This is a genomic window from Pyrinomonas methylaliphatogenes (genome assembly GCF_000820845.2).
In the GTDB taxonomy this organism is placed as follows: Bacteria; Acidobacteriota; Blastocatellia; order Pyrinomonadales; family Pyrinomonadaceae; genus Pyrinomonas; species Pyrinomonas methylaliphatogenes.
Window position 1 is genome coordinate 350,583 of sequence record NZ_CBXV010000002.1, and the last position, 12,507, is coordinate 363,089.

Sequence of the window (12,507 nt, forward strand, 5' to 3'; positions counted from 1 at the left end):
TCGATCAACAGCGTCATTCGATGATCACGGCGCGTTCGCCTTCGACGACCCGCCCGATAGCGAAACACTCCTGACCGTGCGCTTCGAGGTGCGCGCGAATTCGCGATTCCATCTCCGGAGCCGAGATGACGATCATGCCGATGCCCATATTGAACGTGCGAAACATCTCGTCATCAGTGACGCCGCCCAAACGCTGCATGAGATCGAAGATCGCCGGCACAGGCCACGAACCGCGCTCTATGCGGACGCTCGTGCCTGCGGGCAGAATGCGCGGCACGTTGCCGGGCAATCCGCCGCCCGTGATATGCGCAAGACCTTTGATGATGCGCTCTTCGAGCAGACCTTCGAGCGCGCGCAAGTAGCTCAAGTGTGGCCTCAAGAGCGCTTCGCCGACGGTCATCCCCAACTCTTCGACATAAGCGTCATGTTTTAACCCAGCGATGTCGAAGAAGATTTTGCGCGCCAACGAATAGCCGTTCGTGTGCAATCCCGCAGAGGGCAAAGCTAACACCACATCGTCCGGCTCGATCTGCCGCCCGTCGATGATCTCGTCGCGTTCGACGATGCCGACGATGAAGCCGGCGAGATCGTACTCGCCATCGGCGTAGAAGCCGGGCATTTCAGCCGTTTCGCCGCCAAGAAGCGCGCAACCGTTCTCGGCGCAGGCCTGCGCCAAGCCTTCGACCACTTGGGCGATCCTCTCGGGCGCGAGCCTTCCGGTTGCGATGTAATCGAGGAAGAAGAGCGGACGCGCCCCTTGCGCGAGGATGTCGTTGACGCAATGGTTGACCAGATCGCGCCCGACAGTGTTGTGTACGTCCATCAAAAAAGCGACCTTTAACTTCGTCCCGACGCCGTCGGCGGAGGCAACCAGCACGGGCGAGCGCATCTCGGCAAAACGCGCGTCGAACATCCCGCCGAAGCTTCCGATTTCGGTCAGCACGCGCTCGTTGAAGGTCGCGCGCGCCAGAGCCTTAATCCGCTCTTTGGCGTGATCGGCAGCTTCAATCGAAACCCCGGCGTCGCTGTACGTAAGCGAACGCTTGACGTTCATGGTTCAATCATCCAAACCGACAAATGATCAACAGATCATCACATCGGATCAAGCGACTGGAGAGCGATCAACGCTCATCATTTCCCGCCAGCCCCATCGCCTCTCATCCGCCTACAACTTGAACTCCTTTCTGCCTTTGCTCCGGCTCTTCTGCTGAAGTCGTTCGAGCAGTTGGCGCGTCTCTTCTTCGACACGCCGTTGCGATTCTTCGTCAAACTCTATGCGGATGCGCAAGTGCGTCCCTTCGCGCGTTCCTGATGGGAGCAAGGCGAGCGGGAAGTCGGCGCGCCCGCGTTCATCGTCGCCGAGCAGCAACACAGCCCAATCGCCATCTTCGATGCGATCTACGACAGCATGAATCGTCACCGCGCTCTCCTTGTTCGCTTCATCCGCCATGACGCCGAATCTCCGTTGACAGGATCTTTGAATTTAGCCGCCCGCGCCATCTTCTTGCGGCCTTCCGACGATGGCGCATATTCTTCGTCAGCGCCCCTCGCCCGCCGCATGTTGGCGTCTCTTGCGGCGCGGCTCGCCGAACTCGCCATAGGCGACGAATCCCGCGCGGTCGGAATCGTCGCGCGCTGGGCGCCGCCCGATCCAAACATCCTCGGTCGCCTGCCGTTCGGTTCGGACGGCGAGATCTTTCCCGCCGCGCGTCGTGATCGTGATCTCGCCCTGAAGATCGGTGCGATAGACGCGCACGTTCGCGGCGCGCAATCGGTCCAGCACCTCTTGACTCGGATGCCCGTAGCGGTTGTCGTAACCGCACGAGATGACGGCGATCTCGGGCCGCACGACGCGCAAGAAGCGTTCCGACGTAGCATAGCGCGAACCATGATGGCCGATCTTGAGCACGCGCGCACGCAGGTTGGCCCCGCGCTCGATCAAACGCTCTTCAGTTTGCTCCTCGGCGTCGCCCATCAAGAGCATGGAGAAATCCCCATAATCGAGGCGCGCGACGATCGAATTCGCGTTCACGACGGAGCCGCCCGCGCGCAACTGGTCTTCGGTGAAGAGCGGTTCTGTCGGCGCCAGCACGGTGATGATCGCGCCGCCGCCCAGATCGAACCGCTGGCCCGGTTCGGCTTTGATGTACTCGGCGCCGCTCTTTTCCGCAGCCGCGAGAAAGTCTCGATATGCCTTGGTCGTCGGCAACACCACTTCGCCGCGCGTGCGCGCCGTGCGAACGCGCCCACGACTTTCGTTATCGCCGGAAGCCGATCTCGACGGCGGTGCCAACCCAGCGTCGAGCACGTTCTTGACGGGAAACTGCGCGAAGACCTCATCGGCCGCGCCGATGTGATCGGCGTGCGCGTGTGAAGCGATGAACAGGTCTATCGCGCGCGCGCCCAGACGACGCATCGTCTGCGCGATGTGGTCGCCGTTGCCCGTATCCCCAGCATCGATCAATGCCACTTTTCCTTCCGGCGAGATGATGAGGATCGAATCGCCTTGACCGACGTCGAGGACGTGAACTTGAAGTTCGCCGCCCGACGGCGGAGGCGGTTTCTCGCGCCATTTGGGCCAGATCAGGTAGTAGAAGATGAGCGCGGAACCGCCGAGGACGATCAGCAGGAAGAGCAAAAGGCAACCGCAACCGCGTCTATCGCGCGCCAACTTTCACCTCCAGCGCCCGCGCCGTGCGACCGAAAACGTCCACGAAGTTAAACGTCAGTCCCATGCGATCTTTCATCCACCTACGCTCAACTTTACGGATTGAACGCCCGACGCTCAAGCCATTGGGAATGGGAAGAGCCTTCGACGAGCTTTGCGCTCAAGGGACGGGTTCGTGCTCGCGTTCGTACATCGTTTCCGCTTCGCGCGTGATGCGCGTCGGATACCGACCGGTCCAGCAAGCGACGCAGGCGACGTCGGGGCTGAAGCCGCACGCTTCGAGCATGCCCTCGAGCGAAAGGTAACCGAGCGAATCGGCCTCGATGAAATCGCGGATCTCTTCGACCGACATCCGCGCGGCGATCAGATCCGATTTGTTCGGCGTATCGACGCCGTAAAAGCACGGGCCGATGGTCGGCGGACAACTGATGCGCACGTGAACTTCGGTCGCCCCGGCTTCGCGCACCATGCGCACGATCTTCTTCGAGGTCGTCCCGCGCACGATGGAATCATCGATCAGCACGACGCGCCGCCCCCGCAAAAGATCGCGCACCGGATTGAGTTTGACGCGCACGCCGAACGAACGGATCGACTGTTTCGGCTCGATGAAGGTGCGCCCGACGTAGTGATTGCGCACAAGACCATGACGATAAGCGAGACCCGATTGCGCCGCGTAGCCGATGGCAGCCGCCACCCCCGAATCGGGCACCGGCACGACGATGTCCGCATCCGCGGGATGCTCGATGGCCAGACGTTTGCCCATTTTGTGGCGCGATTCGTTGACCGAGCGCCCGAAGATGATCGAATCGGGCCGGGCGAAATAGACGTGTTCGAAGATGCAAAAGGCATGCTGGCGATGCGGCAGCGGATGAGATGAACGAAGGCCGTGATCGTTTATGACGACCATCTCGCCCGGCTCTATGTCGCGCACGTACTGCGCGTCGATCAAGTCGAAGGCGCACGTCTCCGACGCGATCACCCAAGCATCGCCCAAGCGCCCCAACGCCAACGGACGAAAGCCGCGCGGATCGCGAATGGCGATGAGGGCCGCAGGCGTCAGAAAGAGCATCGAAAAGGCCCCTTCCGTATCGCGTAGCACTTCGGGGATCGCCTCGATGACAGATGCGGCATGCGAACGGGCCAGTTTGTGAAGCACGACTTCGGTGTCCGAAGTCGAGGAGAAGATCGCGCCCTCGCGCTCAAGCGCGCGCCTCTCTTCGGAAGCGAATGGCAGATTCCCGTTGTGGCAAACGGCGATCTGACCATGTTGACAGGCGACCAAGAAGGGTTGCGCTTCGCGGATGGAGACTTCGCCAGCCGTCGAATAGCGCACATGTCCGATGGCGCTCGCGCCCGAAAGCCGGTTCAATCGCTCCTCATCGAAGACGTCCGAGACCAAACCCATCGCCCTTTCCGAACGCAACAACACGCCATCGCTGGCGACGATGCCGCACGATTCTTGACCGCGATGTTGCAAGGCATAGAGTCCGAGATAGGTCAGCCGGGCCGCTTCCGGATGGCCGTAGATGCCAAAGACCCCGCACTCTTCGCGGAGCTTATCGCGCTCGTGGTGAAATTCTTCCAAATTGTCGCCCACCGCCTCAACGCACGCTATGAGTTTTTCGTCTCGGCTTAATTAAACCACTAGGCCGCAACTTGGAGCAAGCAACTCTTAGAGGTTTTCGCGCGCACGGACAAGATCGCGAGTGACGGCGACCAAAGCCGCAACTTGGGGCGAGCGGCCCTTAGCGGTTTTCGCGCTTCGCTCATGAGATTCGACGACGAAGAAAAGAAGAAACTGCGAGCGGCTCTTAACGGTTTTCGCGCTTCGCCTATGCTATCATTGAACGCTTGAGGGTCATCCTTTAGAGGGGCGCTGAACATGGAAGTCAAGGTTTACGGCACGAGTTGGTGCGAAGATACGCAGCGCACGCTCAAACAGCTGAGCGGTTTCGGCGTCGCTTACGAGTACATCGACATCGAACAAGATACCGAAGCGGCGCGTTGGGTGCGCGAACAGAACGGCGGCAAACAACGGACGCCCACGCTCGAGGTCGGCGGCCAGATCTTGAGCGTGCCGGATGAAGAGGAGCTCGAAAGCGTGCTGCGCGAAAAAGGGTTCATGGCCTGAGCGCCGCCATTTCGGTTTCTGTCCGGAAGAGCGCTCGGACGAGCGAAAGAACTGTGGCAGGGAGTTCGCTTCTCGGTGAGACGATCTTCACATACGGATTTCGACCCGGTCCGGGAGATCATCATCCTCGTTTTAAGTTTGACGCTCGTCCTCTCGCTCGTCGGCGCAGGCTGGCGCATCTATCGAAGATTGCCGCCACAACCTCCGATCGTTTGGGGAAAGCGCGCGCGCGTCTCCGAGACGACCGTTTTAGTGCGCTTGCGTCGCCTCCCCGTCAACGGCGCGGCGGGCACGAAGATTGAATTTTACCCGGTCGATACAGAAGCTTTGCAACGCGAGTTCGCCTTCGAGCGTAAACCGGGGCAACGCTTCGAAGATTTTCTCGCAACGAGGTTGAAAGATCGCCAGATCATCGTCTCGAAGCTCGACGAACAGGGCCGAGCGGTGGCCCAAGTTCCGCCCGGCAAGTGGTGGCTTCATGCGACGCTTAAAGGCAGCCCCGAATTGATCTGGCGTCTTCCGGTCAACATCTCCGGGCGGGAACTGATCGTCGAATTGACTCCGGAGAACGCCTACGCGCGTTTGCGCAGTTTTTGAGAGGTGAGAAGATGCGGGCGCTTCGTTACGAACGAGGTCGGTTGAGGATCGCCGAGACGGAGAAACCGCGCGCCGCGCGCGAAGCTCTGATCCGCGTGACGCTAGCGGGAATCTGCAACACGGATCTCGAGATCACGCGCGGCTACGCCGGCTTCGAGGGCACGTTGGGACACGAGTTCGTCGGCGTCGTCGAGAGCGCGCCGGACCAGTCGCTGGTGGGCCAGCGCGTCGTCGGAGAGATCAACGCTGGCTGTGGCGCGTGTCAACTCTGCCGCGCCGGCGACCCGCGCCATTGTCCGCGCCGCACCGTGCTCGGCATTGTCGGGCGCGACGGAGCTTTCGCGGAGTTTCTGCAGCTCCCGATCGAGAACCTCCATCGCGTCCCCGACGAGATAGCGGATGAGGAGGCGGTCTTCACGGAACCGCTCGCCGCCGCTTATGGCATCACCGAGCAAGTTCGCCTCGACCGTCAAACGCGCACGGTCGTCATCGGCGATGGCAAATTGGGCCTGCTTTGCGCACAGGCCCTTTCAATCACCGGCGCCCCCATCACGCTCATCGGGAAGCATGACAACAAACTCGAGATCGCACAAAGGCGCGGAATTGAAACCGTTCGCCTAGAAGAATTCCTCGCTTCCGACGACCTGAAACGCGCTTTCGATGTCGCCGTCGAAGCCTCCGGCTCGGCGTCGGGGTTCGAGATCGCGCTCGCGGCGCTTCGCCCGCGCGGTAAACTCGTCCTGAAATCGACCTTTCACGGCGACACGAGCTTCAATGCGGCGCGCATCGTCGTTGACGAGGTGAGCATCATCGGCTCGCGCTGTGGACGTTTCCCTCCGGCTCTGGATCTGCTACGCCGCAAGGCGGTCGATGTGAAGAGTCTGATCAGCGAAGAGTATCGATTGGCCGATGGGCTCGAAGCGATGGCGCGCGCCGCAGAGCGCGGCGTCTTGAAGATCCTCCTTCGCCCCTGAGGAGATCGCGTTCGCTTCGTAGCTCTGGGGCTCTGCTTTGCGAATGCGCCGCGCAACATCCCAGCAACAGCTGTTGACCCAATACTCTTCGGAGCTTTAGAAATCTGCTTTGCGAATGCGTCTGCGAACTAACCTAGCGGCTGACGCCGCCCTTTTGTTGACGACTCTGATCTGGGGTTCGACCTTCGTCATTGCGAAGGAACTCCTCACAAGCTGGCCGCCTTTCGCCTACCTGAGCTTTCGTTTCGCGCTGGCGAGCCTGGCCTTCGCGCTCCTCTTTCCACGCCACATCTTTCGCGCGTCGCGCGAAGAATGGCGCGCGGCGATCACGCTTGGGCTTCTCGTCGGCGGTGGATTCGCGCTCCAAACCATCGGCCAAGTCTACACGACGCCCGCGAAATCGGCCTTCATCACGGGGCTGACGACGCCGCTCGTGCCGATCATCGCCTATCTGCTCACGGGCGCGCGTCCGAGCAGAGAGAATGCGGTCGGGATCACGCTCGCTTCGCTCGGCGGCGCGCTCATCCTCATGCCGCACGAAAGCGGCAAGGTCAATCTCGGCGATCTCGTGACGCTCGCTTCGACCATCTGTTTCGCGCTTCACATCGTCTACATGAGCCTCTATGCGCGTCGCCACGATATCAAAAGGTTATCCGCGTTGCAGATCGGCGTGGCCGCCATCTGCTTCATCGCGCTATGGCCCTTGGAGAGGGCGGCTCATAGCGGATCCGTTCCGCTCGTCTGGAGCGGGCGCGTCCTGTGGCAGATCATCTATCTCGCGCTCATTGCGACGGTTCTCACCTTTCTGCTCTGGACCTGGGGGCAAGCGCGCGCTTCGGCTACGCACGCGGCGATCATCTTCAGCCTCGAACCGGTCTTCGCGACTCTCTTCGCACTGGCGGTACGCGGCGGCGAAGAGTGGTTCGGTCTTCGAGGGAGCATCGGCGCGGCGCTCGTGCTAATCGGAGTCATCGCTTCGGAACTGCGCTGGACTGATCGCCTCGAAGAAGCGGTGCTCGACTGAATTGAATCGCCGCCGCTCCCAAACGCCTGAAATCTCCCGTCGTCGAAGACTCAAGCGAAGAAGAAGGCGGTCCCGCCATAACGGGCGCGAACGAGCTTCGATTGCGGCGCGCTTCGGATTCCGGTTATACTCGAACTGCTCGTTGAAGCGGCAAGGCGTGTCGGGATCGAGGAATCCGGAGCGTTTTGGTCCTTTATTCTTAGCCAGAGACTCAGACTCCTCGCGCAAGCGAAGGATGAGGGGTTAGCCTTATGCGGTACGAAATCCAGCCCAACGCCCGACAAGAGATCGAACGCGAAATCATGCGGCGCGTGCGTTTGTGGATCATCCTGTTGGCCATCGTCTGCGTCGCGAGCGGCGCGTTGATCGGCGCATTGCTCGTCGGGCATCCGGCCATCGCCCAAAACGACGCGCAGATCGCCCATGCGCCCGAGGCCCTTTCGGCCTCCTTCGCCGAGATCGCGCGGCGCGTCGAACCGGCCGTGGTCAATATCGAAACGGTCTCCACATTGGACATCGCCATGCACGACGAAGATGAGGAGGATGAAGGACAGAACGCCCCGCCATCGGGCAACCCATTCCTTGATATGTTCCGCCGCCGCCGTCCGACGACGCGCGGCGTCGGCAGCGGCTTCATCGTCGATCCCAAAGGTTACATCTTGACCAATCAACACGTCGTCGAGGGCGCGACGCGAATCAAGGTCCAGCTTCAAACGGGAGAGAAGCTCCCCGGCGAGATCATCGGCATGGATGAAGAGACGGACCTGGCCGTCATCAAAATCAACGCTGGGCGCGATCTGCCGACAGTTAGATTCGGCAACTCCGACGAAGCGCAGGTCGGCGATTGGGTGCTGGCCATCGGATCGCCCTTCGGATTGGACCAGACCGTCACCGCAGGCATCATCTCATCGAAAGATCGGCAAACGCGCGGAGCGACCAGTTTTCAGCGGTTCATTCAGACCGACGCCGCCATAAACCGCGGCAATTCGGGCGGCCCACTCGTCAACATGCACGGCGAGGTGATCGGCGTCAACTCGCAGATCGCGACGACGACCGGAGATTATAACGGCATCGGCTTCGCCCTGCCGTCCAACATGGCGGCTTTCGTCTATCATCAACTCGTCACGCAAGGTCGTGTGCGGCGCGGCTATCTCGGTGTTTTCCTCGAATCGGTCCAGCGCGAATACGCCCAAGTCTACGGGCTTCCGGAGGCGCGCGGCGCGATCGTCACAGATCTTTCCGATGAACCGAGTCCCGCCTCGCGCGCCGGACTGCAAAGCGGCGACGTGATCATCGAATTCAACGGACAACCCATCATCAACGCACAAGACCTCATCAACAAAGTCGCCTCGACGCCCGTCGGGCAAACGGTCGAGATCGCTTACCTGCGCGAGATCAACGGTAGGTTCGAGCGGCGCACAGCGAGCGTCGCCGTCGGCGAGCGCCCGACGCGCAACGCCGCACGCACCCGCTTGACGTCGGATGAGAAGCGAACCAAGCGCCCTGCCGATGAGCGCCCGCGTCTGGGACTGACCGTCAGCGAATTGACGCCACAGATCATTGCGGAGAGGAACTTGCGCGGCGCGCGCGGACTGCTCATCACGGAAGTCGAGCCCGACAGCATCGCGGATGAAGCTAACCTGGCGAAGGGCTGGATCATCCAGCGCGTCAATCGGGTTCCGGTCAACACGATCGCCGACTTCGAACGCATCGTCAACGCGCTCAAGCCGGGCGATCCGGTCGTGATGATCGTCGTTAGCTACGAAGGCGGGCGCGCCAACCAACGGATCATTCAGTTCACCTATCAATGACGGAGGGCGCGGGTAAAGCTCGAAATGCGATGGAGAATCGCGTCCCGTGACGCGCCGAGCTGTGGTTATGCTCTCCGATCTTCTTCCTCTCGCTTAAAGCAAAGGCGAGATTGTTCACCTTGGAAGACCCTGTATGCTCTCCAAATTCTCCCTCTCGCTTCCCATAGGCTGAAAAGCGAACGCTTAACTACGTCCAATCCGGATACGAGCCTTGCCGAATCCTAGGCATAAGGATCAGTAATAAGTCCCATTCACACTTCTTACCTCCGCCTCGATCCCAACCGTCTTCAAGCTTTTGCTAAAAGTCCCACGTCGCATGTTAGAATTACTCGTCGAGTTCTTTTGAAGCGCTTCCACGCCATCGCTCGATCACATGGCTTCAAGCTTATTCCGTCGCTCTTTCAAGCCGGGCAGCGATTTGCAAGCGTGGAGCGGAACCGAAATCTAATCGATCACTCATTCGCCTATCATTTTATGGTCCAAGCACGCAAAGCCGTCAGAAGAAAGAAGAACGAGCGCGCCGCCGCGCGTCGAACGGCGGTTAAAACTTACTACAACTACATCGGCGGAGAATGGGTTCGACCCGCCGCGGGCGAGTTTTTTGAAAACATCAACCCAGCCGATACGCGCGATGTGGTCGGGCGCTTCCCGCTTTCGACCGCCGAAGACATCGCGCGCGCGGTCGAGGCTGCGGCGGACGCTTTCGACCGTTGGCGGCGCACGCCCGCGCCGCGGCGCGCCGAACTGCTCTTTCGCCTCGGCGAAATACTCGTGCGCAACAAGGAGCGGTTCGCCGCCGAGATGACGCGCGAGATGGGAAAGGTGCTGAAAGAGACGGGCGGCGACGTGCAAGAAGCGATCGATTGCACTTATTTCGCCGCAGGTGAAGGGCGAAGGCTTCATGGCTTCACCACCCCATCAGAGCTTCCCGATAAATTCGCCATGTGCGTGCGGCAGCCGGTCGGCATCTGCGGATTGATCACGCCGTGGAACTTTCCGATGGCGATCCCGTCGTGGAAATTGATGCCCGCGCTCATCTGCGGCAACACGGTCGTGCTCAAACCGGCGGAAGACACGCCGCTTTCCGCCATCAATCTGGTCAAAGCGTGCGAAGAGGCGGGCATCCCGCCCGGCGTGGTCAACGTCGTCACGGGCTACGGCGAAACGGTCGGTGCCGCGTTGACCGAACACGCGGGCGTCCGTTTGATCTCGTTCACCGGTTCGACCGAGACGGGAAGGATCGTCGCGAGCAAGTGCGCCGAACGAAACGCCATCTGCTCGCTGGAGATGGGCGGCAAGAACGTCATCATCGTGATGGACGATGCCGATCTTGACCTCGCCATCGAAGGGGCCGTGTGGGGCGCGTTCGGCACCTCAGGCCAACGCTGCACGGCATCGTCGCGGCTGGTGGTCCACAAGAAGGTCTACAAGCGCTTCTCGCAGATGCTCATCGAGCGGGCGCGCGCGCTGCGCGTCGGCAACGGCGCCGATCCCGAAACCGAGATGGGTCCGGTGATCAACGCCGACGCCGTCGCCAAGATCATGGGCTACATCGAAATCGGCCAGCGCGAAGACGGGGCGAAGCTGGCCTGCGGCGGGAAGCGCCTAACCAACGGCGAGTATGCACACGGGTACTTCATCGAACCGACCGTCTTCGTTGACGTCGCGCCGCAGATGCGCATCGCGCAAGAGGAGATCTTCGGTCCGGTGACGGCGGTGATCCCGACCGACTCGCTCGAAGAGGCGATTGAGATCGCCAACGGCGTCCGTTACGGGCTATCGGCTTCGATCTACACGCAGGATGTCAACCGCGCCTTCCACGCGATGAACGAGATCTACACGGGGATCTTCTACATCAACGCGCCGACCATCGGCGCCGAAGTCCACCTGCCGTTCGGCGGGACCAAAGCGACCGGCAACGGGCATCGCGAAGCGGGCACGCAAGTGCTCGACATCTTCAGCGAATGGAAGGCCGTTTACGTCGATTACAGCGGAAGACTTCAACGCGCGCAGATCGATACGGCGAAGATGGAGTGAAATGGCCGACTTTCCGCCGCGCAGCGTTGAATGGCAGGAGGACTCTTCCGGTGATGTCGCAGCCAAAGCGGCATCCAGCATAAATCATCTAGGAGAAGAAAGGTAGTGATCGTAGGACTTCCAAAGGAGATCAAAGACAACGAATATCGCGTCGGACTTGTGCCCGCGGGCGTGCGCGCGTTGACCGATGCGGGCCACACGGTGCTAGTCGAGCGTGGCGCGGGCGAAGGTTCGGGGTTCGAAGATTCGCTCTATCAGCGAGCGGGCGCGAAGATCCTCGATTCAGCCGATGATGTGTGGGCTGAAGCCGAGATGATCGTCAAGGTCAAAGAGCCGATCGAACCCGAATACAAACGCATGCGCGAAGGGCAGATACTCTTCACATATCTGCATCTTGCGCCCGATCGCGAACTGACGCGCCAATTGCTTGAGCGCAAAGTGACCGGCATCGCTTACGAGACCATCACCGACCGGCACGGCCATCTGCCGCTTTTGACGCCGATGTCGGAAGTCGCCGGGCGCATGGCCGTGCAGATCGGCGCTCATTATCTTGAAAAGATGGGCGGCGGGCGCGGCGTGCTCTTGGGCGGCGTCCCCGGCGTGCCCGCGGCGCGAGTTGTGATCTTAGGCGGCGGCGTCGTCGGCACCAACGCGGCCAAGATCGCCGTCGGCATGGGCGCGCAGGTAACGATCATCGACAAAGACCTCGACCGTCTGCGTGAGCTCGATGACATCTTCCTGTCGCGCATCACGACGCTCGCCTCGAACTCCTATTCGATCCACGAAGCGATCAGCCACGCCGATCTGATCATCGGGGCCGTGTTGATCCCGGGCGCGGCGGCTCCTAAACTCGTCACACGTTCGATGCTCAAGGACGTGCCGAACGGCGCGGTCATCATCGACGTTTCAGTAGATCAAGGCGGCTGCATCGAGACGACGCACCCGACCACGCATTCGGATCCAACCTACTACGTCGAAGGCGTGCTTCACTACTGCGTCGCCAACATGCCCGGCGCCGTGCCGCGTACCTCGACCTTTGCGCTGACCAACGCGACGCTGCCCTACGCGCTCAAGCTGGCCAATCTCGGCTTCCTCAAAGCCATCTCCGAAGACAAAGGGTTGCGCGCCGGCGTGAACACCTACGCCGGTCACATCACCTACCAAGCGGTCGCCGAATCGCAAAACCTTCCATACACGCCGCTCGAAGAGCTCGTCGAAGACTTGGCTTAAGTTCGCGAAAGCCCTCTTCTTGTACGAACCTTGAA

General features: G+C 60.9%; 11 protein-coding genes. 7 read left to right on the forward strand and 4 right to left on the reverse strand.

Annotation, left to right across the window (positions count from 1 at the left end):
• Positions 1-13 precede the first annotated feature (13 nt).
• From purM to purF, 4 genes are all read right to left on the reverse strand, one after another.
• Positions 14-1,054: a phosphoribosylformylglycinamidine cyclo-ligase gene (purM, locus tag PYK22_RS03180; protein WP_041974195.1), complete on the reverse strand. Its 1,041-nt coding sequence runs from the start codon at positions 1,052-1,054 to the stop codon at positions 14-16.
• A gap of 111 nt (positions 1,055-1,165) precedes the next feature.
• Complete coding sequence (locus PYK22_RS03185; protein ID WP_041974198.1) at positions 1,166-1,450, reverse strand: DUF3006 domain-containing protein; 285 nt, start codon at positions 1,448-1,450, stop codon at positions 1,166-1,168.
• A gap of 87 nt (positions 1,451-1,537) precedes the next feature.
• Positions 1,538-2,671 (reverse strand): ComEC/Rec2 family competence protein, encoded by a 1,134-nt coding sequence (locus tag PYK22_RS03190; RefSeq protein ID WP_041974201.1) that lies wholly within the window; start codon positions 2,669-2,671, stop codon positions 1,538-1,540.
• Positions 2,672-2,828: 157 nt separating this feature from the next.
• Complete coding sequence (gene purF / locus PYK22_RS03195) at positions 2,829-4,265, reverse strand: amidophosphoribosyltransferase (protein WP_211197601.1); 1,437 nt, start codon at positions 4,263-4,265, stop codon at positions 2,829-2,831.
• Positions 4,266-4,550: 285 nt separating this feature from the next.
• Between purF and PYK22_RS03205 the strand changes: the two genes are divergently transcribed.
• The 7 genes from PYK22_RS03205 (at position 4,551) to ald (ending at position 12,472) form a co-directional block, all read left to right on the forward strand.
• Complete coding sequence (locus PYK22_RS03205) at positions 4,551-4,799, forward strand: glutaredoxin family protein (RefSeq protein WP_041974206.1); 249 nt, start codon at positions 4,551-4,553, stop codon at positions 4,797-4,799.
• A 75-nt stretch (positions 4,800-4,874) separates the two neighbouring features.
• Complete coding sequence (locus PYK22_RS03210) at positions 4,875-5,396, forward strand: hypothetical protein (protein WP_041974208.1); 522 nt, start codon at positions 4,875-4,877, stop codon at positions 5,394-5,396.
• A gap of 11 nt (positions 5,397-5,407) precedes the next feature.
• Entirely contained in the window at positions 5,408-6,370 is a 963-nt protein-coding gene (locus tag PYK22_RS03215; RefSeq protein WP_041974210.1) for an MDR/zinc-dependent alcohol dehydrogenase-like family protein, read from the forward strand.
• Positions 6,371-6,485: 115 nt separating this feature from the next.
• Positions 6,486-7,394, forward strand: coding sequence for a DMT family transporter (locus PYK22_RS03220; RefSeq protein ID WP_041974212.1), 909 nt, complete (start codon positions 6,486-6,488; stop codon positions 7,392-7,394).
• 251 nt (positions 7,395-7,645) lie between these two features.
• Complete coding sequence (locus tag PYK22_RS03225; RefSeq protein WP_060635283.1) at positions 7,646-9,205, forward strand: Do family serine endopeptidase; 1,560 nt, start codon at positions 7,646-7,648, stop codon at positions 9,203-9,205.
• A gap of 474 nt (positions 9,206-9,679) precedes the next feature.
• Positions 9,680-11,242 (forward strand): aldehyde dehydrogenase family protein, encoded by a 1,563-nt coding sequence (locus PYK22_RS03230; RefSeq protein WP_083437562.1) that lies wholly within the window; start codon positions 9,680-9,682, stop codon positions 11,240-11,242.
• Between the two features lie 105 nt (positions 11,243-11,347).
• Positions 11,348-12,472 carry an alanine dehydrogenase gene (ald, locus tag PYK22_RS03235; RefSeq protein WP_041974214.1) on the forward strand — a complete coding sequence of 375 codons (1,125 nt, stop codon included), beginning with the start codon at positions 11,348-11,350 and terminating at the stop codon, positions 12,470-12,472.
• Positions 12,473-12,507: the final 35 nt, after the last annotated feature.

Bases quoted from the DNA above. Each gene is read 5' to 3' on its own strand.
- PYK22_RS03225 (WP_060635283.1), top strand. From the start codon at position 7,646: ATGCGGTACGAAATCCAGCCCAACGCCCGACAAGAGATCGAACGCGAA.
- PYK22_RS03185 (WP_041974198.1), bottom strand. From the start codon at position 1,450: ATGGCGGATGAAGCGAACAAGGAGAGCGCGGTGACGATTCATGCTGTC.
- PYK22_RS03220 (WP_041974212.1), top strand. From the start codon at position 6,486: ATGCGTCTGCGAACTAACCTAGCGGCTGACGCCGCCCTTTTGTTGACG.
- PYK22_RS03205 (WP_041974206.1), top strand. From the start codon at position 4,551: ATGGAAGTCAAGGTTTACGGCACGAGTTGGTGCGAAGATACGCAGCGC.
- purM (WP_041974195.1), bottom strand. From the start codon at position 1,054: ATGAACGTCAAGCGTTCGCTTACGTACAGCGACGCCGGGGTTTCGATT.
- PYK22_RS03215 (WP_041974210.1), top strand. From the start codon at position 5,408: ATGCGGGCGCTTCGTTACGAACGAGGTCGGTTGAGGATCGCCGAGACG.
- PYK22_RS03230 (WP_083437562.1), top strand. From the start codon at position 9,680: ATGGTCCAAGCACGCAAAGCCGTCAGAAGAAAGAAGAACGAGCGCGCC.